The organism is Amycolatopsis sp. NPDC051102 (assembly GCF_040682815.1).
Lineage (GTDB): Bacteria > Actinomycetota > Actinomycetes > Mycobacteriales > Pseudonocardiaceae > Amycolatopsis.
Genome location: NZ_JBFBBT010000003.1, coordinates 323,818 through 349,852, shown reverse-complemented (window position 1 = coordinate 349,852; position 26,035 = coordinate 323,818). Strand labels below are relative to the sequence as shown.

Genomic DNA, 26,035 nt, shown 5'->3' with positions numbered 1-26,035 from the left:
GGAGGATAGGTGATGTACAGCTCAGTTGACAATCATTCGACAGATGTAAAGGTCAGTCCGCAAGGTCGTGCGGATCGCGGGCGGCCAGCGCTTCGGTGTCGGGCACCCCCGCCCGCCGGGCCACTCGCTGCCGGGCCCGCACCTGCGCCGCGGTGCGCGGCCGGGGCTTCGGTTCCCGGCCGCACCCGCACGGCTGGAAACCCTCGTACTTCAAGCCCGCTTCGAGCACGGCCGCGACCGCCGCCCAGCCCGAGCCGTCACGCCGCGGCGGCGCCGCGAAGTCGTGCCCGGCGAACACCATCGGCCGGCGGCATCCGGGGCAGCGGTGCTCCGCACCGTCCCAGGCGTGCTTGTGGCTCTTGCGGCACGCCACGCAGACGTAGTGGACCTTGCAGGTCGTCTCCCCGTACCGGCACACGCGTCGAACGGTACCGGCGCTTCCGGGCAGCGGCATTGCCCTTCTTTCCGCCGCCGCGAACCACCGCACACCCCGGACCGGCGGAATCCACTTTCACCCGTTCGGCCCAGTGCGCAAGTCGTCGAAATGTGTCCCGGGCCTGCTACCAGAGCAAATGCCGGTAATCGTCTCCGGACAGAAAGTAAACACCGTTCGCCGCACGGCGGACGAGTGTCCGCAAGCCGGGTCGCACCGGACGAGGGTCCGGGGTTCATGGTAAAAAACGGACCCTGATCGATTCCGCGGCAACACGGAGGGTGAGGCGAAGACGGGTGACGGCGGCCGCTGTGTCCCATCGTCGTGTCCGCTTCCTCGTCCGGGTCCCCATTCCTCGCCGACCGTCACTCAGGAGTTCGTGAACCGCCGTGCTGAACAAAGACCCCCGAGACGAGTCGGACAAGCCGTACGACAAGTCGATCCGCAAAAGGCTGACCAGGACCGTTCTCATTCCCAGCGTGACGCTGCTGGTGCTGTGGATCGCGGTCTCCTCCTACTTCCTCTTCAACGGCGTTTACGTCCGGCTCGTCGCGGCATCCGTGCGGGAAGTGTCGATCCCCGCCGCCACCGCGCTGGCCGAGTTCCAGAAGGAACGCCAGACCGCGCTGCAGTACCTGGACGACCCGGGTCTGGGCCCGGCCCGGCTCCAGCAGCAGCAGAAGGCCACCGACGAAAAGCTGTCCGTGCTGAAGGACGCCTTCGCCGCGACGATCTCCAACGCCCCCGACGAGATCGCGTCCAAGGTCAACGCGCTGAAGGCGCAGTTCGACCAGCTGCCCGTGCTGCGCTCGCAGATCAGCTTCCGCAGCATCGACCGCGCCCAGGTCAACTCCTACTACAACGGCGTGATGGACACCGCGTCCAACCTCTTCGACACCCAGGCCCGGATCGTGCCCGACGCCGAAGCCGCGACCGGCGGCATCACGGCGACGTCGGTGTTCCGCGCCGGTGACATGATGTCGCGGGAGACGTCGCTGGCGTCGACCGCCTTCGCGGCCGGGACGTTCGCGCCCGACGACTTCGCCCAGTTCGCGCAGCTGTCCGGCCTCTACCGGACGCAGCTGGCGCAGATCGCGCCGTTCCTCGACCCCGGCGTCCGCACGAAGTACCAGGCGCTGACCACCAGCACGGCGTGGCGGCAGCTGGCCACCGCGGAAGAGGCGATCGTCAAGCACGGCCCGTGGTCGACCGGCGAGCAGAACACCGTGCCGGTGTCCGAAACGGACTGGGAGAACGCGACGACCCAGGTCGCCCAGGGCCTCAACGACCTGGCGATCACCCAGGCGGACAAGGTTTCCGCGGCCGCGATCGACGCCGGTGACGCGCAGCTGCGCAACGTGATCATCGGCAGCATCGTCGCCCTGCTGGCGTCACTCGCCGCGATCATCGTCGCGGTGCGGGTGTCCCGCTCGCTCGTCGACCGCGCGCTGATGACGCGCCTCGCGCGGCTGCGCAACGACTCGCTCGACCTCGCCCGCAACCGGCTGCCGAACATCGTGGAACGGCTGAAGAGCGGCGAATCCGTGGACCTCAAGGAAGAGCTGCCGCAGCTCGACCACGGCCGCGACGAGATCGGCCAGGTGGCCGAGGCGTTCAACGTCGCCCAGCTGACCGCCGTCAACGCCGCGGCCAGCGAGGCGAAGGCCCGCAGCGGTGTGCACAACGTGTTCCTCGGCATCGCGCACCGCAACCAGGTCCTCGTCCACCAGCAGCTGCAGATCCTCGACGAGATGGAAGCCCGCGAGGACGACTCGACGCAGCTGGCGTCGCTGTTCCAGCTCGACCACCTCGCCGCCCGCGCCCGCCGCACCACCGAGAACCTGATCATCCTCGGCGGCAAGCAGCCCGGCCGCCGCTGGCGCAAGCCGGTCGCGCTGATGGAGGTCCTGCGCGCGGCCGTCTCGGAAACCGAGCAGTACGCGCGGGTGCAGGTCGAGCAGGTGGCCGACGTCGCGATCGTCGGCGCCGCGGTGGCCGACACGATCCACCTCGTCGCCGAGCTGGTCGACAACGCGACGTCGTTCTCGCCGCCCGGCTCGCCGGTCGAGGTGACCAGCCGGATGGTCGCGCGCGGCGTCGTCGTCGACGTCTCGGACCAGGGCCTCGGCATGAAGGACGGCGTCCGCGAGTGGGCGAACGCGATGATGGCCGAAGCGCCCGAGTTCGACGCGATGGCGCTGCGGGCCGACTCCAGCCTCGGCCTGTTCGTGGTCGCGCGCCTGGCCGCCCGGCTCGGCATCACCGTCACCTTCGACCCGTCCCGCTACGGCGGCCTCCGCGCGACCGTCCTCATCCCCACCCAGCACCTGGCCGGCCAGGACGCCGACCAGGGCGGCACCCCCGGCACCACCCCGGCGGAGGACACCGCGGTCCTCGCCCCGGTGGGCGCCCCCGCGCCGCAGGCGGCAGAAAGCGCCCTCCGCACGATGGACACGCCCAGCTCGTTCAGCGGCCAGATCCCGATGAAGCGAGACACCAAGCCGAGGCCGTACCCGGCACGCGCGCTCGCCTCGCCGGACGATCTGCCGTCCGTCCCGGCGGCGGTGCCGGAGCCGGTCGCCGTGGCCGAGCCGGAACCGCAGCTCAAGCCGACCGACGACCGGCCCCGGCTGCCCCGGCGGGAACCGCAGCAGAACCTCGTCGCCCAGCTCGAGCACGAACCCGACGACAGCGACGACGTCGTGGCGCCCGGCGAAGGCACCGCACGCACGCTGGCGGCGTTCCACAAGGGCACCCGCCGCGGGCGCGGCGGCCCGGACGACGCGTAGTCCGCGACAGCACACAGGAAAGTCCACACACCGAAAGTCAGGGTCTGACGTCGAATGAACGAGTACGGGAACCCCAAACCCGATCTCAACTGGTTGCTCGATGACATGGTGAACCGCGTGGTCGGCGCGCAGAACGCCATCGTGCTGTCCGCCGACGGGCTGCTGATCGGCAAGTCGGCCGGGATGAGCAAGGACGACTCGGACCAGCTGTCGGCCATCGCCTCGAGCCTGCAGAGCCTCGCCAAGGGGGTGAGCAAGCAGTTCAACCGCGGCCCGGTGCTGCAGAACATGATCGAGATGGAGCGCGGCTACCTGTTCGTCTCGGCGGCGGGCCAGGGTGCCTGCCTGGCCGTGCTGGCCGCGGACAACGTCGACGTGGAAATGATCGCCTACGAAATGAGCCGGCTGGTGAAGCGGGTCGGCGACTACATGGCGTCCGCGCCGCGGGAAGCGGCGTCGGTCCTGCGGGAGGCCACATGAGCGACGACGGCTGGTACGACGAGGCCGCCGGGCCGCTGGTCCGGCCGTACACGATCACGAGCGGCCGCACGTCGGCCGGCACCGCGCGGCTCGATCTGTCCACGCAGGTCATGACCCTGCGCTCCGAGCAGGAGCCGGCCGGGCTCGGCCCGGAGCACGTGGCGATCGTGCAGCTGTGCCGCCACCCGGTGTCCGTCGCCGAGATCGCCGTCTACGTCAAGATCCCGCTCGGGGTCGTGCGGGTGCTCGTCGGCGACCTGATCGAACGCGGCCTCGTCATCACGCGCTCCCCTGCCCACAACCCGGCGCAGTCGCCGGACCTCGAAACACTCCAGGCGGTTCTCGATGGCCTCATCAAGTACTGACGGCACCGGGGTGGACATGGTCCCCACCCCGGTCAAGATCATCGTCGCCGGCGGGTTCGGCGCCGGGAAGACCACGATGGTCGGCTCGGTCAGCGAGATCCCGCCGCTGACCACCGAAGAGGTGCTCACCGAGGCCAGCGCCGGGGTGGACGACCTGTCCGGCGTCGAGCGGAAGACGACCACGACGGTCGCGCTGGACTTCGGCCGGATCACCATCTCGCCGCGGCACGTGCTGTACCTGTTCGGGACGCCGGGCCAGGCGCGGTTCTGGTTCATGTGGGACGACCTGGCGCGCGGCGCGATCGGCACGGTCGTGCTGGTGGACACCCGCCGGCTGGAGACCAGCTTCGCCGCCATCGACTTCTTCGAACGCCGGAAGATCCCGTTCGTCGTCGCGGTGAACTGCTTCGACAACGCGCCGCGGTACACCGCCGACGAGATCCGCGAGGCGCTCGTCGTCCCGGACCGTGTGCCGATCGTCATGTGTGACGCACGCGACCGCGACTCCAGCAAGCTCGCGTTGATCCGGTTGGTCAAGCACGCGATGACGGTCGTGCCCGCCCGGGTCTGAGACCTGCGCGTTGTCCGCTTTTGTCTCTTCAGGACACCGCCGGCGTCCGTTGTGGCCCTCCGTGGCCGCGGCGGGCACCGGCGTACCCACATGGCGCAATTGGTTGGACCACCCGGGTGCAGCCTTTTAGTTGAGCAAGCATCAAACTGATAGCATCCGCTCGTGACGAGTCGTGTGCCGGAGTTTCCTGAATATATAAGGGAAAACTATCCGGCACAGGGGCGTCTCTTCGGCGACTTTCTGTGTGGACTGTGGTCGGCCGCGTGCGAGGCGCTCGAAGTCCCGCTCGAGCAGTCTGTCCGCACGACTCGGATGCTGCGCGCCCTGCTGCCGCCGTGGGCGCACGAGCGGATCGGGGCGGTCCCCACCCAGCCGTCCTATGTGGCGGACGACGGCTTCCCGGCCGAGATGTCGGTGAACTGGTCGGGCGACCGACCGGAGCTGCGCGTGCTGTTCGACAGCCTCGGCCACGAGATCGTCTGGCCTGGTGAGAGCGGTTTCCGGGCCCGCCGCTTCGAGCACGTCCGTGAGACGTTCACCCCGCGCGCGGGCCGTCCGTCGCCGGCGCCGCTGTGGCATTCGATCGCCTGGCGCCCGCCGTCGGGGATCGTCCACAAGACCTACTTCGGGCTGTACTCGTGGCCGCACGCGCAGCGCGAAATCGCCGTGGCCGAAGCGATGGAGCGGCTCGGCATGGCCGCCGCCTGGGCCGACGCCCGCCGTCGTGTCGAAACTGTCGAAGGCGACCGCGAGATCGAGTTCCTCGCCGTCGATCTCGCCGACGAGGCGCACGCGAGGGTGAAGATCTACTACCGCAACCACGGCGCCGACCTCGCGGAGGTCGACCGCGTCGCTTCGGTCGCGCTGCACCACGACTCCCGCCAGGCGCGGGCCGCCTACCGGGTGCTGGCCGGCGACCGCGCCGACGCCGGCGAGGCGGCCCTGAGCTGCCTGGCGTTCCGGTCCGGTGTGGACCGCGCCGCCGAGTCCACCACGTACCTGCGGCTGCCCGACCTCGCGCCGGACGACCGGGAAGCCGTGGAACGCACCGCCGCCCTGCTGCACGACCAGGGCGTCGATCCCGGCCGGTTCCGGGCCCTCGCCGCCGCGCTGGCCCCCGGCCCGCTGGCGGACAGCCGGGGCGTCCTGGAACTGGTGAGCTTCCGCGCGGCGGCCCGCCGCGGCGACGTGACCACGTACTTCCGGCTCCCCGTCTACGACCGGCCCCCGCCGGCCCCCCTCTCGCCTGTTGATCTTGCCTAGCGGCCCCGGAAAGATGATCTCGTGCAGCACCACCGTGAGGAGCAGAGCGTGACCCAGGACGTCGAGCGCGTGGCCCGCCACAACGAGCAGCGGCAACGGGAGTACGAGTCGTCGGACCTGATCCGGCTGCTGACCGACGAGAACACCCCCGCCGGGACGAAGAAGGCGGTGCTCACGTACCTGCAGCCGTGGTCGAACGCGTTCCAGCGGATGATCAGCGCCCGGGTCACCTTCGAGAGCGACCCGGAACTGCGGGCGCTCGCGTGTGAGCACCAGCAGGAGGAGGTGGGCCACGACCGGATCCTGGCCCGCAGCCGCGCCGACGACCGGGACCTGGTCTGGGATCCGGTCATCGAGATGGGCGCGTCCTGGTTCGTCGACCAGTTCGCGATCCTGCCGGGCGTGCAGCGGGCGGTGCTGGCGCACCTGGCGCTCGAAGCCGGCAGCCTGGTGTTCAGCCAGGCGGGCACACGGGCGTTCCCGGACGACGAGTACTTCGAGCTCCACGACGAAGCCGACGTCGAGCACCTCGAGATGGGGTACGACATCCTGCGCCGGCGCGAAGACTGGTCCGTGGACGCGGTGATCGACGTGCTGGACCGGGCGTGGCAGGTGATCGGCGTGGTTTCCGACCGCATTGCGGAGTGCGCGCGCCGCGACACGGTGGCGGCGTGACGACGACCGATCCGGCCACCGCGGCCCGCACCGTCGCCGCCGAAGCCGCCGGCGCCTACCAGGAAGCCTTCGGCGACCGGCTGATCGGCGCGTACCTGCTGGGCAGCCTGTCGTACGGCGGCTACTCCCCCGCGGTGAGCGACATCGACCTGGCGATCGTCCTGACCGACGTCCGCGACGGCGACCGCGAGTCCGTCGCGGCCACGACGGAAGCCCTGCAGCAGCGAAGCCCGTTGCACCGCAAGCTTTCGGTGTTCTGGGCCTCTCTGCCCGCACTGCGCGCGGGCGAGGACGACGGCCGCTTCCCGGCCCTGGACCGCCTGCAGCTGGCCGAACACGGCCGCGTCCTCCTCGGCGACGACGTCACCCGGGAGGTGGCCCGCCCATCGGCGGCACAGCTGCTGCTGGAGAGCGCGCGGTTCGCGATCGCGATCCTGGCGACCGACGAGGTGACGGCGGAGTTCCACGAGCCACGCCGTCTCCTGTCGGACGAGGTGTGGTTCACGAAGGCGGTGTTCTTCCCGGTCCGCTTCCGGTGTTCGGCAACACTTCCGTCGGGCCGCGCGGCGACGAACGACGAGTCGCTCGAGTGGTACCTGGCCCAGCCGGACGCACCGGCGAAGTCCCTGGTCCGCTTGGGCGCCCGGGTCCGCCAGGGACACCCGCTGGACGCGGCGGAGGCCGAGCCGGAGCTGACGGCGGGCCTGGTCCCGTTGTACCGGTACTACATCGAGGCCGAGGTGCGGCGGTTGCGTGCCGCCGGCGGCCCGGAGGATCTCGTCGCCGCCTTCGAGGACTGGGACAAGCGGCTGGGCTGAGCAGCGGACGCCGGTCCGGCGCACGGGTCGCCGGACCGGCCTTGCGTCGGCGGTCGACTGCAACGCGTAGGCGCCGCAGTCGTCCGTGACGGTCGTCGCGACGACCGCCTCGTTGTCGGACAGGGCGATCGTCCACCGGAACCGGGCCCCCTCAACGCAGGGTCAGCGGCGTCTCCGAGTCCACCCGGCCCAGCTTCTCCGGGTTCCGCACGTAGTACAGGCCCGCGATCCGGCCGCCTTCGACGCGGACCGCCATGATGCCGTCGAACGAGCCGTCCACGTGCAGGGCCAGTGCCGGGTTGCCGTTCACCGTCATCGGTGTGCCGGTCAGGTCGACCGCCGCCTTGCCGATGCCGCCGATGATGAACCGGCCCACCTTGCCCGCTCCGGTCACCGGGCGCAGGGCCGCCTGCTTCACTCCGCCGCCGTCGCTCATCAGCACCACGTCCGGGGCCAGCAGGTCCAGCAGTCCCTGCAGGTCCTGGCCTTCCAGCGCCCGCTGGAACGACTCCAGCACCGCCCGGGTCTCCCGCGCCGAAACCACCTCGCGCGGCCGCCGCGCGTCGACGTGCCGGCGCGCCCGGTGGGCGATCTGGCGGACCGCGGCGGGCGTCTTCCCCACCGCGGCCGCGATTTCGTCGTACCCGACGTCGAACACCTCGCGCAGCACGAACACCGCGCGTTCGGTCGGCGCCAGCGTTTCGAGGACCAGCATCAACGCCATCGACACGCTTTCGGCGAGTTCGACGTCCTCGGCGACGTCCGGGGTGGTGAGCAACGGCTCCGGCAGCCACGGCCCGACGTACGCCTCCTTGCGGCGCTTCAGCGTGCGCAGCCGGTTGAGCGCGAGGCGGGTCGTGATCCGGACCAGGTACGCACGCTCGTCGCGCACCTGGTCGGGGTCGACCTCGGCCCAGCGCAGCCACGTCTCCTGGAGCACGTCCTCCGCGTCGGCCGCCGAGCCGAGCATCTCGTAAGCGACGGTGAACAGCAGGTTCCGGTGGGCGACGAATGCCTCGATCACGACGTCTCCCTCCCTCACGCGGTGAACCGGCCCCAGGCGACGAACGCCGCCACGGCCAGGTACGCCAGGTTCAGCACGGCGAACCCGGCGCTGCCGTGCCGGACGTGGGTGATCATCGCACCCACCATCAGCAGCACCCAGCAGACGGCCGTCACCGGCACCAGCACCGGCGCGATCCCGGTCACCGCGGGCAGGACCAAGCCGAGCGCGGCGAGCAGCTCGAGCACGCCGAGGCCCTTGACGAAGCCGGCACTGGCGTCGGCCGTCCATTCCCCGCCGTGTGCGGCGGCCAGCTTCTCCTTGGGCACGAACGCCTTGCTGACGCCTCCGGTCAGCGCCACCACGGCGAGCAGACCGGCGGCGATCCACAGTGCGAGGTCCATGGGGATCTCTCCTTTCCGTTCGGCCTCAAGACACCGGCGGGCGGAAAGGTGTGACAGCGTTGATTCTGTACCTACTAGTATGTACAGTTCGGGAGCATGGGGACCAGGGACCAGCTCATCGACAGCGCCCGCGCACTGCTGTGGGAACGCGGCTACGTCGGCACCAGCCCGAAGGCCATCCAGCAGCGGGCGGGCGCCGGCCAGGGCAGCATGTACCACCACTTCGCCGGCAAGAAGGACCTCGCGCTGGCCGCCGTGCGGCGCAGCGCCGACGAACTGCTGGCCGCCGCCGACGAGCAGCTGCGCACTCCCGGCACCGCCGTCGAGCGCGTCACCGCCTACCTGCGGCGCGAACGTGAAGTGCTCAAGGGCTGCCCGATCGGCAGGCTCACGCAGGATCCCGACATCGTGGCCGACCCGGCCCTGCGCGCCCCGGTGGACGAGACGCTGACCCGCGTGCGCGCCCGGCTCGCCGAGGTGCTCGACGAGGGCCGGGCCGCGGGGGAACTGCCCGCCACGCTGGACACCGCCGCACTCGCCGCCACGATCGTCGCCGTCCTGCAGGGCGGTTACGTGCTGGCGCGCGCCGCGGACGGCCCCGAACCCTTCGACCAGGCCGTCTCCGGCGTGCTCGCGCTGCTCGCCGCGCTCTGAACCCAGGGAGAACCGCAATGCACGTCCGCCACGTTCCGTCCACCAGCACGCCCGCGCCGGCCGAGGCGATCACCGGCAGCGCGTGGGTCACGTCGCTCGCCGTCCCCGAAGGCGCGTCGCGCACCCGGGTCGACCGCGTGCAGTTCGCCCCGGGGGCCCGCACCCGCTGGCACCGGCACCCGCTCGGCCAGGTCCTGGTCGTCACCGAAGGCACCGGGTACGTCCAGCGCCGCGGCGGCCCGGCGCAGCTGATCCGGCCGGGTGACACCGTCCGCGTCGACGCCGGCGAGTGGCACTGGCACGGCGCCACCGACACCACGCCGATGACCCACCTCGCGATCGAGGAGATCCCCGACGACGGCACCCCGACCGAGCTCGGCGACCCGGTGGGCGACGCCGAGGCCGCCGCCGTCCCGGCCGTCACCCGCACGCTGGTGCTGGAACAGCAGCTGCCGGAGCCGCGCGTGATCGACCATTTCGAAGGGCGTCGCATCACCATCGCCCCGCACCACAGCCCGGGGCTGCACGTCCACAACGGACCCGTTTTCGGCAGCATCGAAACGGGCTCCGCCGTTTACCGGATCGACGGCGAACCCGAATCGGTGCTCACCCCCGGCGACGTCTTCTACGAGCCCGAGTCGACGCGCATCGCCCGGTTCGACGCCCAGGAGGACGGCGTCACCTTCCTCGCCTGGTTCCCGGCCGGGCCTGGGGAAACGCCGCGCCTGATCCCGCTCGACAGCTGATCGCACTCCACGCCTCACCCGGGTACACGGCTCCCGGTTCACTTCGGTTCACCACATTTCCGAACTCTTTCCTCACGGGACAAAGCTCTGGACAACGGGACGCCCACGAGACACGATAACGCCGTGCCCGCACCGCATTGATCTCCCGAAAGAATCGGTGAACGTCTCACAAGACGGGCATTGTTATCGCTAACAGGGAACCGCCCACCGGTGTCGGGCCGGTGGATTCCCTGGAATCTCCTGTCCCTGAACCCCACGGAGTGACCCCATGCCCGGAAACACGGGAAAGCACCGCATCTCCCGACGAACGAAGATCGCGACCGCTGCCATCGCGCTCGCCGTGGCCGCCGGCGGGATCGCGGCGGCGACGACGTTCGGCGAGCCCGGCCAGGCCAGCGCCGACGAGGCCGACCCGGCGCTCTACATCGACATCCTCAAGGTCGCGCCGAACAACACCGCGCCCGCCAACGCCCGCGGCGCGTCCACCGGCACCTTCACCGTGGACTGCGGCCGCAACGAAAACGGCCACTTCAACCCGGACAACTTCGTCGCCCAGCCGGGGGTCCGCAACGGCGCCCAGCACCTGCACGACTACGTCGGCAACCTCTCCTCCAACGCCGACTCGAACAACAAGAGCCTCGACGCGGCCGGGACCACCTGCCGCAACGGCGACAAATCCGCCTACTTCTGGCCGGTCGTGCGCATCGACACCGGCGACAACGAAAAGAATGCGCCCGCGAAGTCCCCGCAAGGCGACCGCGACCAGGCCGCGCAAGACGCCGCCGGCCAGCAGATCACCTGCCCCGACGTCGCCAGCAAGCTGCCCGACGTCCCCGACTCGGCGATGGCCGAGGTCAACCGCAACCTCGACCTGCTCGACACGCAGATCGACGAGGCCAACAAGCGGCTGGTCAGCACGCGCGGCCAGGGCGGCCCGAACTTCGTCCAGAACGCCATCCTCGGCCCGCTCGAGGACAAGCGCGTCGCCACCATCGACCGCATGGCCATCGCCATCGGCCGCACCGCCGCCCGGCCCCAGGGCCTCGACGCCCTCGCGCCCTGCAAGCTGCGGGAGCAGGCCGGCAGCGGCGGCAGCGGCGTGAGCAACGGCGGCGGCGCGCCCGGCGGCGCGGCGCAGCAGATCACCTGCCCGGACGTCGCGAGCAAGCTCCCCGCCGTCCCGGCGTCGGCGAAGGCCGAAGTGGACCGCAATCTGCAGCTGCTGAACACGCAGCTCCAGGAGGCGAACCAGCGGCTCGTCAGCACGCAGGGCCAGGGCGGCCCGAACTTCGTCCAGAACGCCATCCTCGGCCCGCTCAAGGACAAGCGCGTCGCCACCATCGACCGCATGGCCATCGCCATCGGCCGCACCGCCGCCCGCCCGCAGGGTCTCGACGCTCTCGCGCCGTGCACGCTCGGCCAGGCGGCCGGCAACAACGGTGGTGCGACGGCCACGCCGCCGCTGCCCGGCCCGGACGCCAACAACGAGCTGCCCGAAAACGACGGGCAGATCCAGCGGCCGGCGAAGGTCGGCATCACCTTCCGCGGCAGCCCCACCGGCAAGGTGACGGCGATGCCGAAGTTCCTGCGCGCGCTCAGCGGCGACGCGAAGCCGTCCATCAACGGCACCAAGAACACCCGGGCCGCGTGGACCTGCACCGGCTTCGAGAACCGGCTGACCGACAAGTACCCGATCTGCCCCGAAGGCAGCAAGGTGGAGCGGATCCACGACTTCCCGAGCTGCTGGGACGGCCAGAACACCGACAGCGCCAACCACCGCACGCACATCGTGTTCCCGGACAGGGCCGGGCGCTGCGCCGCCGGGTTCACGGCGGTGCCGCAGCTGCGGACCACCCTCGTCTACGACATCCCGCACGACATCCAGGTGAAGAAGCAGTACAAAGTGGACTCGTTCCCGTCCGAAAAGCACAACCCGCTGTCCGACCACGACGACTTCGCCAACGTGATGTCGCAGAGCATCATGAACCAGGTCGTCAACTGCATCAACCGCAACAAGACCTGCAACGCCTGACCCGCGCCGGTGCCCGCCGCGCCATCCTCGCGGCGGGCACCCGGGAAGGAGAAAGCGTGACGGAACCGGTCGTCGGGGGCTTCCACCCCGACCCGTCGATCTGCCGCGTCGGCGGCACGTACTACCTGGCCAATTCGAGCTTCGAGTACGTGCCGGGCGTCCCGATCCGCCGCAGCACGGACCTCGTTTCCTGGGAACTGCTGGGCCACGCGCTGACCCGCCCGAGCCAGCTGCCGCCGTCCGACGGCGCGGCGAACACGGGTGTCTACGCCCCGACGCTGCGCCACCACGACGGCCGGTTCCACCTGGTGACCACGAACATCCTGCACCGCGGCCAGCTGATCGTGACGGCGGAGGACCCGGCGGGCCCGTGGTCGGACCCGGTCCACGTGACCGGCGCGGAGGGCATCGACCCGGACCTCTGCTGGGATGAGGCCGGCGTCTGCCACCTGACGTGGGCGTCGTTCTCGCCTGCGCTGCCGGGCATCGCTTGCGTGCCGATCGACCCGGCGACGGGGTCGATGCTGGCGGAGCCCCGCCTGCTGTGGAACGGCACGGGCCTGGCCGCCCCGGAAGGCCCGCACCTGTACCGCGTCGACGGCTGGTGGTACCTGCTGCTGGCCGAAGGCGGCACCGAACGCGGCCACGCGATCACGATCGCCCGCGCCCGCTCGATCGAGGGCCCGTACGAGCCGGCCCCGTCGAACCCGATCCTGACCCACCGGAGCACCACGCACCGGATCCAGAACACCGGCCACGGCGACCTGGTCGAGTGCGCGGACGGCAGCTGGGCGATGGTGTACCTGGGGGTGCGGCCGCGAGGCAAGACACCCCAGTTCCACGTCAACGGCCGCGAGACGTTCCTGGCGGGCATCGACTGGGTGGACGGCTGGCCGGTCGTGGCCGAAGACCGGTTCACGGTTCCCGTGGCGGACAACGGCTTCACCGACGATTTCGCGACTCCGGAACTGCACCCGCGCTGGGTGGCGCCGGGCGCCGCGCCCCGGGTCCGCTGGACCGGGCCGGGTGAATTGGTCCTCAGTGGATTCCTGCTGACCCGTGCCTTGGACGAGTATTGGACGGCGATGGCCCACGTGGACGTTTCCTCGGGAACCGCCACATTCCTGGTGCGCATCGACGACCGCCATTGGTACGGCTTGACGGCCGACGGCGAGACGGTCACGGCGACGCTCGCCATCGGCCCGGCGGTCCAGACGGTGTCCGCCGTCGCTGCGGGTTCCCGGGTTTCCCTGCGGATCCGCGCGCTCCGGCCGCCGGCTTCGGGTCCGTTCCGTGAGGTGACGGAGCCGGATCTGGTGGAGCTGTCGGTGCTCCGGGAGGACGGCTCGGCGGAGGTTCTGGGCGCGTTCGACGGACGGTATCTGTCCACGGAGGTCGCTGCGGGTTTCACCGGCCGCATGATCGGCGTGCGTGTGGTCGGGGGAAGCGTGTCGTTGCTCGGGTTCCGCTACCTGACCGGCGCGGACTGATCCGGCGCCGGGGCCGTCGCCCGTGAAGCCCGTGGACCGTCCGAGCCGGCCCTCGAATACGCTCGCAGGCCGTGGAACCCTCCTGTCCCGGGAAGCGGCTCGCATGTCATTGTGCGGATCGCCGGGCGAGGACGCGGTGCCTGGCGGACAGCAGGAGCCGCACGGAGGAGGTGGAGCGGGGCATGCAACGACCGGTGCTGCTGGGTCGCGAGACGGAGCGCCGGACACTGGCTGCCCTGGTCGAGCGGGCCGCCTCCGGGTCGGGCGGCGCCGTGGTCGTCCTCGGCGCTCCCGGGATCGGCAAGTCGACGCTCGTCGCCGAGGCGGCGGCGCGGGCCGCGGGTCACGGCGTCCGGGTGCTCACGGCGGTGGGCGTGGAGTCCGAGGAGGACGTCGCCTGCGCCGGCCTGCACCAGCTGGTCCACCAGCTGCGAGACGGGATCGACGACCTGCCCGGGCCGCAGCGAGCTGCGCTGCGCACCGCCGTCGGGCTCGCCGACGAGGCCGTGCCCGACCTCTACCTCGTCGGCCTGGCCGCGCTGACCCTCCTGTCGGACGCGGCGGTGAAGACACCGCTGCTGGTGGTCGTCGAGGACGCCCACTGGATGGACCGGGCCAGCCTCGACGTGCTCGGGTTCGTCGCGCGGCGGATCGAGTCCGACCCCCTCGCCCTGGTCGTCGTCACCCGTGGCCTGGACGACCGGCTCGGCGGCGCCGGGCTGCCCGTGCTGGCCCTGGACCCGCTGACGGACGCGGTGTCGGGTGAGCTGCTGGACGCGGTGGCCCCCGGCCTCGGGCAGCAGGTCAGACGGCGGCTGCTGGAGGAAGCGGCCGGGAACCCGCTGGCGTTGATCGAGCTGCCGGTCGCGCTGCAGTCGGTCGGTGGGGCGTACGCGCTCACGCCGGGTCCGCTGCCGTTGACCGAGCGGCTGGAGCGGACCTTCACCGCCCGCGTCTCCCGGCTTCCGGCCGCCACCCGGGCGGTGCTGCTCCTCGCGGCCCTCAACGGCGACGGGACGCTCGACGAGTGCCTCGCCGCCGCGGCCCGGATGCTCGGGACGGCGGTCGACGTCGCCGCCCTCGGGCCGGCGGTCGATGCGGGCCTGGTGGCGGGGTGGGGGATGGACTTCCGGCACCCGCTCGTCCGCTCGGCGCTGCACCACGCCGCAACCGCCGCGGAGCGACAGGCCGCGCACGCCGCGCTCGCCGCCGAGCTCCAGGGGCAGCCCGACCGGCAGGCGTGGCACCGCGCCGCCGCCACCTCCGGCCCCGACGAGCAGGCGGCGCGCGACCTGGACTCCACCGCCGGGCGGGCCCTGCGGCGAGGCGGGGTCGCCGCGGCCCTGGCCGCGCTGCGGCGAGCGGCGGAGCTGACCGCGGACCCGTCCGCTCGCGCGGACCGGCTGCTGCGCGCGGCCGAGCTCGCCCTGGAGTCGGGCCGGCCGGCCGTCGCGGCGAACCTGCTGGCCCAGGCGCGGTCGCTGGACCTCTCGGTCCGGGACCAGGGCCGGGCGGCCTGGGTCGGCATCGCCCTGGCCGAAGGATCGGCGCAGGGCGAAGGCACCGCGACCGCCGAACTGGCCGAGCTGGCCGTCGGGCTCGCCCCCGGCGAGCCCGTGCTGGGGCTGCGCATGCTGTGGAGCGCGGTCCTGCACTGCTTCTGGGGAGAGCCGGGGCCGGATGCCCGACGGCGGGTCGCCGCCGCCGTCGACCGGATGCCCGTGGACGCGGACAACGCCGACCTGGTGGCCCTGCGGGCGTACTGCGCGCCGGTCGAGCGCGGGCGAGCCGTCCTCGAGTCACTGGCCGGTCAGCTGGACCGTTCGTCCGAGGACGCCGAAGGAGACCAGCTCCTGGGCGGCGCCGCGGTGACGGTGGGTGCCCCCGCGCTGGCGAACCGGCTGACCGCGAGGTCGCTGGACGCCCTGCGGGCCCAGGGCCGGCTGTCGATGCTGGCCCGCGCCCTCTGCGTCCAGGCGGGCAGCGCCGCGCGGCTCGGGGACGTGCGCGCCGGCCAGCTCGCCGCCGAGGAGGCCGCCGAGCTGGCCCGCGAGACCGGGCAGCGTCTCGTGCACGCGATGGTGCACGCCATCCGCGCCCAGCTCGCCGCCGTCTGCGGCGACCCGCAGGCGGAGGCGTGGGCCGCGGAGGCGGAACGCACCGCCCTCCCCGGCGGCGCACGCCCGGCGCTGGCCATCGTCCAGACGGCCCGCGGGCAGGCGGCCCTCTGCCAGGGGCGCTACGGCGACGCCTTCGGGCACCTGCGCCGCGTCTTCGACCCGGCCGACCCGGCGTTCCACCCGTGGCTGCGCTTCTACGGGGTCGCCGAGCTGGTCGAGGCGGCCGTCCGCAGCGACTCCGCCGAGGTGGCGCGGGACATCCTGGCCGAGCTGACCCCGCTCGGCGAGCTGACGCCCTCCCCCGCCCTGCTCTGCGGGCTGCGCCTCGGCCACGCCCTGCTCAGCCCGCCGGCCGACGCCGAGCAGCGCTACCGGGCGGCCCTCGACGCCGTTCCCGTCGACTGGCCGTTCGAGCGGGCACGAGTCCACCTCGCCCTGGGCGAGTGGCTGCGGCGGCACCGGCGCCCCGCCGAGTCCCGCGTCGTCCTGCAGGCCGCGCGCGAGGTCTTCGACGCGCTCGGCGCGTCAGCCTGGGCGGAGCGGGCACGCCAAGAGCTGCGCGCCGCGGGCGCGTCCTCCCCTCGCCGGGACCTGGCCGCCGTCGACCGGCTCACCTCGACCGAGCTCCACGTCGCCCAGCTCGCCGCGCAGGGGCTGACGAACCGCGAGATCGGCGAGCGGCTCTACGTCTCGCCCAGGACGGTGAGCACGCACCTCCAGCGGATGTTCCCCAAACTGGGGGTGACCTCCCGCGGCGAGCTCGCCGCGGTGCTGGGCAGCACGGTTACGTACGCCGAAGACGTCGTCTGACGGACGCGGTCGACCCCGTCCGCTCCCTAGGTTCGTGCCATGCCCGGTCCGCACACGGCGGCCGGGAGGGAAGGCGAACATGGGAACCATCACCGTCGGCACCGAGGGCTCGACCGACGTCGAGCTCTCCTACGAGGACCACGGCTCCGGCCGGCCGGTCGTCCTGATCCACGGCTACCCGCTGGACGGGCGGTCGTGGGAGAAGCAGACCGAGGCGCTGGTCGAGGCCGGCCACCGCGTCATCACCTACGACCGCCGGGGCTTCGGCCGGTCGAGCCAGACCATGACGGGTTACGACTACGACACCTTCGCCGGTGACCTGGACCGGGTCCTGACCGAGCTCGACCTGCGTGACGTCGTCCTCGTCGGCTTCTCGATGGGCTCGGGCGAGGTCGCCCGCTACCTCGGCACCCACGGCTCGGAGCGGGTCGCGAAGGCGGCCTTCCTCAGCGGCCTCCCGCCGTTCCTGCTGCAGACCGAGGACAACCCCACGGGCGTGCCGCAGTCGGTGTTCGACGGCATCGCCGAGCAGGCCAAAGCCGACCGCTACGCCTGGTACGAGAACTTCTTCGTCGACTTCTTCAACACCGACGAGACGCTCGGCTCCCGGCTCAGCGAGGCCGCGCTCCGGGCGAACTGGGTCACCGCCATCGGCTCGGCGCCGGTGGCGGCGTACGCGTGCGTTCCGACGTGGCTGACGGACTTCCGGGCCGACCTGGAGCGCATCGACGTGCCGTCGCTGATCCTGCACGGCACCGCCGACCGGATCCTCCCGATCGACGCCACCGCGCGCGAGTTCCGCCGCCGCCTGCCCGGCGCGCGCTACGTCGAGATCGACGGTGCGCCGCACGGCCTGCTGCTCACCCACGCGGCCGAAGTCAACGCCGCCCTGATCGCCTTCATCGCAGACTGAGAGCCGGAAATGCCCAAGTTCACCCGCCGCGTCACCGTACGCATCACCGCTCTGCTGGCCGTGCTCGCCACGGTCGGCGGGTTCGGCACGGCGAACGCGGTAGCCGCCCACCCCGCAGGCGGCCCGAAGCCCACGATCGTCCTCGTCCACGGCGCTTTCGCCGACGGCGCCAGCTGGACCCCGGTCATCGAGCAGCTGCAGCAGCGCGGCTTCACCGCGATCGCCGTGGCCAACCCCCTGCGCGGAGTCCGCTCCGACGCCGAAGCCCTCGACGCGCGTCTCGCCGGCATCGACGGGCCCGTGGTGCTCGTCGGCCACTCCTACGGCGGTGCCGTCATCACCAACGTGCGGGCCCGTTCCCCGAAGGTGAAGGCGCTGGTGTACGTCGCCGCCTTCGCCCCCGCCAAGGGGGAAGCCGCGGCCGAGCTCGCCGCGAAGTACCCCGGCAGCACACTGGGCGAGACGTTGGCACCGGTCCCCCTGCCCGACGGCTCGCAGGACCTCTACATCAAGCCCTCGCTGTTCCGGCAGCAGTTCGCGGCCGACGTGCCGGCGCGCCAGGCCGCCGTCATGGCCAGCACCCAGCGCCCCATCTCCGACGCCGCCCTGGCGGAGGCGTCCGGGGAACCCGCCTGGGCGAGCATCCCCTCGTGGTTCGTGCTGGCCGGTGCCGACAAGAACATCCCCGTACGGGCGCAGAAGTTCATGGCCGACCGGGCCGGCGCACGCGCCACCGTGACCGTCGAGGGTGCCTCGCACTCCGTGGCGGTCTCCCGTCCGGACACGGTCGTCAGGCTGATCCTGCGCGCCGCGAGCTGACCTCCCGGCCCCCGCGGGCCGCAACCCGCGGGGGCCGTCCCCTCCCGCTCCGATCGAGGAAAGTCATGCGCATCGGTCCGTCCATCGTGCTGTCCCGGATCATGGAGAGCACACTCGTCCTGCTGGGCGTCCCCATCTTCTTGTCGGAAGACATCAGGTGGATCGCGTTGTGGGACCTCGTCGCCGTCGTCTACCTCGCGATCCGCGTCATCCGCCTCAGCCGCGGCAAGCGGGCCGGCGACGACCGGGGCGCGTGGGTCAAGAGCGCGCTGGGCCGCCGCAGCGGCACCCTGTTCACCCTGTGCACCAGCTTCATCGGAATCATGTCCGGCCTGACCATGGTGTTCGCCGAGGAGGGCACCGACGCGGCGCTGCACGGCAAGACAGCGGGGGTGCCTGCCGTGCTGCTGGCGTGGGCGATCCTGCACTTCGGTTACGCCGACCGCTACGCGCAGGCGTACTACAGCGCCCTGCCCGAGAAACTGTTGGTGTTCCCCGCCTCCGAGCACCCGACGTTCATCGACTTCACGTACTTCTCTTTCACCGTCGGCACTTCGTTCGCGGTCTCCGATGTCGAGTCACGCACTTCCGGCATCCGGCTGCGGATCCTCGCGCACGGAGTGCTGTCGTTCCTCTACAACACCGCGATGCTCGGCATCGCCATCGGCGTGATCAGCGGTTGACCACGCCGACGGCGACCCCCTTACTTGTACGGCGAAGGAGCCTTGCTCGCGAGGTAGTTGAACGTCTTGACCATGTACGGCCAGAAGGTGCCGTTCACGCACGAGTAGCTCGGCGTGAAGCCGTCGCACGCGCCGGGGCCTTCGAGTTCGATGGTGAACGACGCGATGCCGAGTTTGCCGTAGGCGTAGTCGTCCGAGCCACCGGCAGCGTTGTAGAGGAGGTCGCCGGCCTGGCCGTACGGGTAGCCGGAGAACGCCGACATCGCCTTGCCCATCGCGCGGAACTGGGTGTCGCTGGGGGTGTGGACGGTGTTCGAGTACTCCCACGGCAGGATGATGATGCCGGCGTAGCTGTGCAGCATCAGCGCCGTGCCGCGGGCGGTCGCGTCGGGCTGGTCGGACGCGCCGTCCGCGCGGTGGTCACCGAAGAGCTGGGTCCAGAGTTGTTCCAGCGCCTTGTTTTCCGGCTCCGAGTCGGCGGACCCGTTGGACGTCGACGTCGTCTGGTCGCACTTGCTGGTGTTGCTCTGCCAGTGGTAGCCGAAGTTCCGGTTGTTGTCGACGCCCGGCTGGCTGCCCGCCGAATCGCCGCAGCGCGAGAGGTCGGCACTGGTGAAGTCGGCGTTCTTCCGGTGCAGCACCGGGTTGTTGCCACCCTGCTGGACGATGTTGACGCCGTCCGGGTTGACGATCGGGACGATCCAGATTTCGGTGGTGTTCAACAGGTTCGTCACCGTGCTGTCGGTGCCGTAGCCGCTGACGAGGTAGTTGATGTACTTGTAGGCGAGCTCGCCCGTGGCGATCTCCCGCGCGTGGATCTGCGCCTGCAGCAGGAACCGCGGCTTCGCCGAGTTCGGGTTCAGCGCGCAGTCGCCACTGGCCTTCTTCGTGACGCAGATGGCTTTCAGGTCGTAGCCGCCCCGCCCCTGCTGCTTCAGCCACGACTGACCGTAGTTGACGACGGTGGCGAGATCGGGGTGCGCGGCCGCGGCGGCGGTCATGTTCGCGTAGTGCGCGTTGACCGTGTGGTAGCCGCCGTCGTAGGTCTCGTCCTGCGGCGCCGCACCGGGCGCCAGCCGCGGCGATGCCCAGGTGGCCGCGGCGTACCGCTTGCTCACCTCGGTGACGAAGCCGAGCTGGGACAGTTCGGCCCCGGTGGTCTCGTCGCCGACGACGAACAGGTCGTCGCCCTGTCGCTTGACGATGTCGAGGCCGACGGCGTCCAGCGTCCGAGCTCTGGCCAGCGCATCATGGACGCGGTACTCGACAGGGCCATGCCCGGACGGCGAGGTGTTCGCCTGGGCGCTGGTGCCGGTGGCCAGGCCCACCGCCGCGAGCAGCAGCGCGGCAGCGACCGTGGTCACGGCGCGGGAGTTCCGCATGGTGCCTCCTTGAAGTGGCCAGCTAGGCCCGAAGGGTAGACGCCCCGGAGTCACCCGGTCACCGACTGGAGTAGGGAATCGCCGCGCTTGTCGGCATAGGTCGTTCTCCGGACTGGCTTGACCAGCGCCTTTTGCCCCCTTGCGGGCTTTGTGCCACTCCACCTCGACCGTCATCTGTCGGTGCAGCGTGACTTTCCTCGCGAGCCTGAAGGAACACAGCCGCCGACCAGCTCGACTCCCCCGCGGTCGCGGAGCGCGACTATTGGAAGTGTTGATCACCGGATCCTCGCTCCAGGCGTCACGACCCCACAACGCAGAGAAGCCCAGGCCGATGGCCTGGGCTTTCTCGTCTGGAAGCTCCCCCGCTTGGACTCGAACCAAGAACCCTCCGGTTAACTGGAGGTTCTAGACCTGGGTCGACGTCAGTCGATCTAGCTGGGATGTTTGCATTCGCTCACGCTCTGATTCGGTGTCAATCGACGTCGATCGTCGCCGTTTATGGAGCATAAATGCTCCCTCGTTCGTGATCGCCTAGCGGAGAAGGCCTTCGCATGGCTTCCGCAACGTGCTGCGTTCGATTCCCTGACCGAGCGGTGCAAGGCTGAGAACAGAACCAACCAGCCGTTTCCCGTGGGCCAACTATCGATCGAAAGCAGCTACGACGTCTCACTGCCAAGAAGTTAGGTGATTGCGCGGGATCGCGGATGCGCCCATGGCGTCGTGACGTCGGGGGGTAGCGGGGTCGCTGGTGCTGCTGTGAGCGAAATGACCTCCTGGTAGCTGCCGACGCGGATGGTTTCGACGGGGCATTGCGAGCACCGTCCGCGGCGTGCGCAGCCAACGCCGGCGATGAGGTTGCGGACGTGGTGGTAGGCGTCGGTTGGGTGGTCAGCCTTGATGGCGTACCACTTGCCGCATTGGTCTGCATCCGGCAGGGACGCGGCCACCGAGGGCCGTACTGGCAGGTACAGGTCGGCGCCGTCGTGGCGGATGAGGAAGGTCCGGTCGAGGTAGTCACATTCGTCGGGTTCGGGCCGGTGCTCGGCATACCAGGCAGCGGCATCGGTGATTGACCCTGGCCCCCAGAGCAGGTCGGCTGGGTACTGGGTGACCTCGCATCGGGAGTCGAACTCGGACAGACCAGGGTCGGTAATGTGCTGGTCGGGCCGGAAGACGGCGCGCACGATGACGCACTGCCAGAGTTGGTCGCCCGGATCCACGGCAGCGGAGAGTTCGTCGGCGAGAGCCGTCTGCTGCTGTGTCCCGGCGGCATCCCATGCGAGGACGACGACTTCGCGCCGGATGAGAGTGGGATATAGGCGCCCGCCCGGGGTCGTCACGCCCCAGAGGTGGTTGATGATTTCGGCAAGGTCACTCAGGGTCCTGGCGGCGTCGACTGGCGTGGTCAAGTGGTAGCCGGCGGGGTGTGCAGCCGTGTTGCGCAGCCTTGTGATCGCCTGTTCGACGGCGTGGTTGCGCTGTCCTCGCAGGAGGCCGAGGTGCCGAGCCCAGGTGCGCAGGCCGCCAAGTGTGCCGTTGAAGTCGATCGTCTCTCCGTCATCGAACAGCAGCTTCCGGCGGGGGTTCTTGCGGACCACGCTGTACAGCTGTTGGTAGTTGGGCGCGGACACAGTGTGCTGACAACCGTCTAGGTCGACGAAGGCCACGGCGCCTTTGTGATGGTCGATGAACCGGTCGCGGAGGGCTTGCTCCAGTACCAGCAATCCGCGGTCATTGACCAGCGTGAAGATCTCGTAGCAGAACAGGCCGTAGGCGAAGACCTTCCGGAGGTCTTCGAAGCTGTTGCGCGTGCCCTCGGCGACCTCGGGAGCCAGTTCGAACTGGGCCACGACCTGCTGCTGGAACTCCGCCGCGTCTTCTGGACGCATCTGTACGCCGAGACCCAGGCCCATTGGCGTAAACCGCAGCGTACGGTCGTCGACCTGCCGCAGCTCATCCAACTTCTTGATGTTCACAACCGCCTCTTCTCCATGGCGAACCGGACAGGATACGTGCCAGGCGGTGCCGTGGTCGAGAAGTTGCGTATCGACGACGGCCTCGACTGCTCGAGTCGGCGAGTGCAGCCCTTCCGGATTGGGCTCGCCGCGCTGCTGACCATCCGCCTGTCTGGGCTGACCCATCTCGACCACGTCCTGCCCCAGGACCTGCGGGCCCGGCTGCTGGGCCAGCTGCACGCCCGCATCCGCGGCGCCCACGATCCCGCCCGCCACCGCCAGCTCGCCGGCCGCAGCGGTAATGACGTTCTCGTATTGCTCTACGACCTCACCGATTGGTCCACCGTGATCCACCTGGTCAAACAACTCTCCGACTGGCTACGCGACCCCGTCCACATCGACGCCCACCAGATCCAGCTGCGCCCCCGCATCGGCATCGCCGAAGCCCGTCCCACCGACACCCTCGACGACCTGCTGCGCCGCACCCGTCGCGCCCTGCACGACAGCGCCGACGTCCGCGCACCCTGGATCCACGCCGACCCCCACACGCTGTCATCCGGCGAGGACGACCATCACCGCGTCGAGCTGCTCGCCGAGCTGACCAGCGCGCTCGACACCGGCACGCTGCAGCTGGACTACCACCCCATCCGCACACCGACCGGGGTACTCGCCGCGGTCCGTCACCACCCCTACTGGATCAGCCCCACCGGCGCCCGCCGCGACCTCGACGCCATCACCGACCTCGCCGACCACACCGGCCTGCTCGCCGCCGCACTCCCGCACATCCTCACCACCGCCGCGCGCGACGCCACCACCTGGACCGCCGCCCACACTCCTGACCCGGCAATTCTGCTCAGCCTGCCCGGCAGCACCGTCCACGACGACGTCCTGCTGGACACCCTCACCGCACTCGCCGCCGACAGCGGCCTGGCCCCCGGCCAGCTGCAGCTGGCCATCCCCGCCCACGCCCTCACCGGCGAACCGGCCGTGCTGCGGAGGCTGCGGGAACTCCCGGCTGGGCACAGCGGCATCCACCTGGCCCTCACCGAAGTCCTCGACGACCACGTCCCGATCCAGGCGTTCACCACCGTGCCGTGGACGACGGTCACCCTCACCGCCGCCACTGTCACCGCGCTTACCAGCACCCCGGCCGGCAACACACCGTTGGTCGCCGCGCTCGCCACCATCCACGCCTTCGGCGCCAGCACCCTCACCGACGACACCCCACAACCCGCCACGGCTTCGATCTCTACCAAGGGCCTCAGGCAGTCTCCGCCGCCGACATCCACGCGCGGCTGATAACCCCGCAGACACGAGCATGACCAGCCACGAAAGGTGCTGCGGCGCGGTAGAGCGGGCGGCAGGTCGGTCAGCTGGATCGTCAGGGCTTCAAGCGGCGCGAGCGCTCGATCGTGACGAAGACGAGTAGCGTGTTCGCCGCGGGTTCGGTCATACCCTCCCCCTCGATGACCGGACCCGCTTTTTCCGGCCTGCAACGCCTTTCGGGTGTCGCGCCACGCATGACCAGATGCTCAAGCGGCGTCGCCGTTGCCTCCGTACAACATGGGGGGCGGCCCGCCGTCCCCTAACCCTGCCGAACGATTTCGTCTCTATCGGCGTGCTCCAGTAAGGTCGGCGCCGTCGAACAATGCACCAACAGTGATTGCGCCTCTCAGATCAGCACCGCGCAAGTTAGCGCCACTCAGATCAGTGCCGGTGAAGTCCACTGAGCGCAGGTCCAAGCCCTCTAGGTCAGCGCCGCGCAGCCCGGCGTGAACGAATTTGGTACCGGCCATTGTGGTCCTCCATGCACCTGTGCTGAATTGAGCGCCCGAGAGATCGGCAAACGAGAAATCTGTGCGAGTTAAATCGGCTTCAGAGAAATCAATCCCCTCCGCGTACCCGCCAAAGCGTGCATCCCGCAATGAAGCATGCAGAAAGACCGCGGCCGGTTCCGCAGGGGAGGCTGGAGAGAGTCCCTTGAGGAGACTTACTCTGGCGAAGTCGAGATTGGACAAAATGAATTCCGTATTGTGAAGACTCAAGGCGAGTTGAGCGTGCTGCAGGTTCGCGCCCACCGCGTGGACGTTGCGCCACACGCCTTCAATGGTAGCGCCTGCAAGGTTCGCATCCTCAAACTCGGTATCGGCCACGGACTCGGCATCGCCCACGGACCCCAGATGGCATCCACGCAGATCGGCACCAGTAAGGTCGAAGTTGGCAAACTTGTACCCTTTGAGGTCAGTCTGACTCAGGCACAGCTTTCTCAGATCCGTTCGGCCAGGCACAACCCGGCGCAACGTCGACAAGATACCCAGTCCTGCCGCGACGTCAGGAGGCGGCTGAGACGGTCTCTCCATGCACGTGCTATGCGTGCGGACGAACGCGCTGATTACCTGCGCAATCGTGCTTCGGTCCCTAGATGAGTCATCGGCCAGCCGTTCCAGCGCGTAAATTCCACCGAGTCGGACATCGAGTTTATCTGAGCCGATCTGTTCGACAGCCTTGCCAAACCGTTCGGTGTATTGGCTTTGCTCACTGAGTCCAATTTGTTGGCCGTTCTGAGCGATCTGTCGCTGCGTGGACTGAAGTGATTGGTTTGTGAAGTACAGTGCGCCTACCGCGGCCAGACCCGTTGCGACAGTGGCCAACGTGGCGACGCCTCTGCCCAATACGCCCCAGCCGTGCCAGCTGAAAATTCGACTGACGCGGTTCCAGTGCGGCCGCGAGACGGACAATTCCGGAGCGCGCGGCTGTAGCCGCGCGGCCCGGAGGCGTCGGGCCGAGACCGGGACCGACACACGAGAGGGGCGTGGACGACTCATCGGGTGGCCAGTTCGTTAAACTTCCACAAGGTCGTTGTCTGCGCCACGGTCTCCGCTGCCCATGAAACGCCAGAGGTGGGTGTAGCCAGTTCACTTATGGTCATGACAAGAAAGTCGCTAGAGCGAGTGAAATGTTGCAGTGGCAGCAACACCGGGCCGATTCCGGTCCGCTCAACGTAACGGGCTTGATGCATGTGCCGGTCACTCTGGGCGTTGCCTGCTGGCGAGGTTCCGCGCGCTCGGGCGACAATCAGGGGGTAGGTCGCTGGACTGGTCGCTCATGTCTCTCATCCGATACTGATCCAGCGGCGAAGCATGCTTCCGCGACCCCACCCAGCAGCTGATAGAAGGCCCGTGCTCACCAGCGTCTGGGTCCGGCTGGGCCACCTATTCCTCCGTCCGCCCGACGCTCCTCGACATGTCATCGCTACTCGCCTGGACCTGACCGGCCAGGTGCAAGCCCGACTCCGCGGACGCTTTCGAGTGTCGATGGCTGTGGACATGGGGCTGCACCGCTCAGTCGCCGGTCACGGCCCAGCCTCGCCAAGGCGTTAGCCTTCTGGCCATGGGTTCTCACCGGAGCACACTGCCGGATTGGCGCCTGTCTGAACTTGTCGCAGCCAGTTCATTCAAGAACTTGCTCGGCGTTGACTCGATTGTGACGAGCGGCCGGGCTTCCGGGCGATTACCGTGTCGGCAAACTGCCTTCGACGGCTCGTCCGGGTCGCGGGCGAGGGAGTCGAGGTAGTCGAGACGATTGAGCACCGCCGTCCGCAGGGGCGAGTTCAGCACCTCATCCACGATC

General features: G+C 70.0%; 23 protein-coding genes. 16 read left to right on the top strand and 7 right to left on the bottom strand.

Annotated elements, in window-relative coordinates:
* Nucleotides 1–52: 52 nt before the first annotated feature.
* Entirely contained in the window at nt 53–418 is a 366-nt protein-coding gene (locus tag AB0M93_RS12065; RefSeq protein WP_364271619.1) for a hypothetical protein, read from the bottom strand.
* A 404-nt stretch (nt 419–822) separates the two neighbouring features.
* Here AB0M93_RS12065 and AB0M93_RS12060 point away from each other — a divergent pair, with 404 nt between their 5' ends.
* The 7 genes from AB0M93_RS12060 (at nt 823) to AB0M93_RS12030 (ending at nt 7,394) form a co-directional block, all read left to right on the top strand.
* Nucleotides 823–3,222 carry a nitrate- and nitrite sensing domain-containing protein gene (locus AB0M93_RS12060; protein WP_364271616.1) on the top strand — a complete coding sequence of 800 codons (2,400 nt, stop codon included), beginning with the start codon at nt 823–825 and terminating at the stop codon, nt 3,220–3,222.
* 54 nt (nt 3,223–3,276) lie between these two features.
* The gene (locus AB0M93_RS12055; protein WP_086851216.1) at nt 3,277–3,702 is read left to right on the top strand and encodes a roadblock/LC7 domain-containing protein; all 426 of its coding nucleotides are present in this window, start codon (nt 3,277–3,279) and stop codon (nt 3,700–3,702) included.
* The gene (locus AB0M93_RS12050; RefSeq protein ID WP_364271613.1) at nt 3,699–4,067 is read left to right on the top strand and encodes a DUF742 domain-containing protein; all 369 of its coding nucleotides are present in this window, start codon (nt 3,699–3,701) and stop codon (nt 4,065–4,067) included. The genes AB0M93_RS12055 and AB0M93_RS12050 overlap by 4 nt, the downstream gene beginning before the upstream one ends.
* A gap of 16 nt (nt 4,068–4,083) precedes the next feature.
* Nucleotides 4,084–4,638 (top strand): ATP/GTP-binding protein, encoded by a 555-nt coding sequence (locus AB0M93_RS12045; protein WP_103348102.1) that lies wholly within the window; start codon nt 4,084–4,086, stop codon nt 4,636–4,638.
* A 312-nt stretch (nt 4,639–4,950) separates the two neighbouring features.
* Nucleotides 4,951–5,901, top strand: coding sequence for a hypothetical protein (locus AB0M93_RS12040; protein ID WP_364271610.1), 951 nt, complete (start codon nt 4,951–4,953; stop codon nt 5,899–5,901).
* A 21-nt stretch (nt 5,902–5,922) separates the two neighbouring features.
* A complete protein-coding gene (locus AB0M93_RS12035) occupies nt 5,923–6,576 on the top strand; it encodes a hypothetical protein (protein ID WP_364271607.1) in 654 nt (217 codons plus the stop codon).
* Nucleotides 6,573–7,394 carry a hypothetical protein gene (locus AB0M93_RS12030; protein WP_364271604.1) on the top strand — a complete coding sequence of 274 codons (822 nt, stop codon included), beginning with the start codon at nt 6,573–6,575 and terminating at the stop codon, nt 7,392–7,394. Before AB0M93_RS12035 ends, AB0M93_RS12030 begins: the two co-directional genes overlap by 4 nt.
* Before the next feature lie 151 nt (nt 7,395–7,545).
* Here the strand turns inward: AB0M93_RS12030 and AB0M93_RS12025 are convergent, their stop codons facing one another.
* Both AB0M93_RS12025 and AB0M93_RS12020 read right to left on the bottom strand, forming a co-directional pair.
* On the bottom strand, nt 7,546–8,418 hold the full coding sequence (locus AB0M93_RS12025; RefSeq protein WP_364271601.1) for an RNA polymerase sigma-70 factor: 873 nt from the start codon (nt 8,416–8,418) through the stop codon (nt 7,546–7,548).
* A gap of 14 nt (nt 8,419–8,432) precedes the next feature.
* Nucleotides 8,433–8,801 carry a DoxX family protein gene (locus AB0M93_RS12020; RefSeq protein ID WP_364271598.1) on the bottom strand — a complete coding sequence of 123 codons (369 nt, stop codon included), beginning with the start codon at nt 8,799–8,801 and terminating at the stop codon, nt 8,433–8,435.
* Nucleotides 8,802–8,897: 96 nt separating this feature from the next.
* Here AB0M93_RS12020 and AB0M93_RS12015 point away from each other — a divergent pair, with 96 nt between their 5' ends.
* From AB0M93_RS12015 to AB0M93_RS11980, 8 genes are all read left to right on the top strand, one after another.
* Nucleotides 8,898–9,455: a TetR/AcrR family transcriptional regulator gene (locus AB0M93_RS12015; protein ID WP_364271596.1), complete on the top strand. Its 558-nt coding sequence runs from the start codon at nt 8,898–8,900 to the stop codon at nt 9,453–9,455.
* A gap of 17 nt (nt 9,456–9,472) precedes the next feature.
* Nucleotides 9,473–10,201, top strand: coding sequence for a cupin domain-containing protein (locus AB0M93_RS12010; RefSeq protein ID WP_364271593.1), 729 nt, complete (start codon nt 9,473–9,475; stop codon nt 10,199–10,201).
* A gap of 268 nt (nt 10,202–10,469) precedes the next feature.
* Complete coding sequence (locus tag AB0M93_RS12005) at nt 10,470–12,233, top strand: DUF1996 domain-containing protein (RefSeq protein WP_364271590.1); 1,764 nt, start codon at nt 10,470–10,472, stop codon at nt 12,231–12,233.
* Nucleotides 12,234–12,289: 56 nt separating this feature from the next.
* Nucleotides 12,290–13,723, top strand: coding sequence for a family 43 glycosylhydrolase (locus AB0M93_RS12000; RefSeq protein ID WP_364271588.1), 1,434 nt, complete (start codon nt 12,290–12,292; stop codon nt 13,721–13,723).
* Between the two features lie 182 nt (nt 13,724–13,905).
* Complete coding sequence (locus AB0M93_RS11995; protein WP_364271585.1) at nt 13,906–16,653, top strand: AAA family ATPase; 2,748 nt, start codon at nt 13,906–13,908, stop codon at nt 16,651–16,653.
* Between the two features lie 79 nt (nt 16,654–16,732).
* Nucleotides 16,733–17,566, top strand: coding sequence for an alpha/beta hydrolase (locus AB0M93_RS11990; RefSeq protein ID WP_364271582.1), 834 nt, complete (start codon nt 16,733–16,735; stop codon nt 17,564–17,566).
* A gap of 9 nt (nt 17,567–17,575) precedes the next feature.
* A complete protein-coding gene (locus AB0M93_RS11985) occupies nt 17,576–18,385 on the top strand; it encodes an alpha/beta hydrolase (RefSeq protein WP_364271579.1) in 810 nt (269 codons plus the stop codon).
* A gap of 65 nt (nt 18,386–18,450) precedes the next feature.
* Nucleotides 18,451–19,068 carry a DUF1345 domain-containing protein gene (locus AB0M93_RS11980; RefSeq protein WP_364271576.1) on the top strand — a complete coding sequence of 206 codons (618 nt, stop codon included), beginning with the start codon at nt 18,451–18,453 and terminating at the stop codon, nt 19,066–19,068.
* A 20-nt stretch (nt 19,069–19,088) separates the two neighbouring features.
* Here the strand turns inward: AB0M93_RS11980 and AB0M93_RS11975 are convergent, their stop codons facing one another.
* Nucleotides 19,089–20,450 (bottom strand): M14 family zinc carboxypeptidase, encoded by a 1,362-nt coding sequence (locus tag AB0M93_RS11975; protein WP_364271574.1) that lies wholly within the window; start codon nt 20,448–20,450, stop codon nt 19,089–19,091.
* A gap of 680 nt (nt 20,451–21,130) precedes the next feature.
* Complete coding sequence (locus AB0M93_RS11970; RefSeq protein ID WP_364271571.1) at nt 21,131–22,426, bottom strand: hypothetical protein; 1,296 nt, start codon at nt 22,424–22,426, stop codon at nt 21,131–21,133.
* Between the two features lie 102 nt (nt 22,427–22,528).
* On the opposite strand from AB0M93_RS11970, the gene AB0M93_RS11965 reads away from it, so the two are divergent.
* Nucleotides 22,529–23,704 (top strand): EAL domain-containing protein, encoded by a 1,176-nt coding sequence (locus AB0M93_RS11965; protein WP_364271568.1) that lies wholly within the window; start codon nt 22,529–22,531, stop codon nt 23,702–23,704.
* A gap of 311 nt (nt 23,705–24,015) precedes the next feature.
* Here the strand turns inward: AB0M93_RS11965 and AB0M93_RS11960 are convergent, their stop codons facing one another.
* Nucleotides 24,016–25,056: a pentapeptide repeat-containing protein gene (locus tag AB0M93_RS11960; RefSeq protein ID WP_364271565.1), complete on the bottom strand. Its 1,041-nt coding sequence runs from the start codon at nt 25,054–25,056 to the stop codon at nt 24,016–24,018.
* A gap of 747 nt (nt 25,057–25,803) precedes the next feature.
* A complete protein-coding gene (locus AB0M93_RS11955) occupies nt 25,804–26,031 on the bottom strand; it encodes a hypothetical protein (protein ID WP_364271562.1) in 228 nt (75 codons plus the stop codon).
* Nucleotides 26,032–26,035 lie beyond the last annotated feature (4 nt).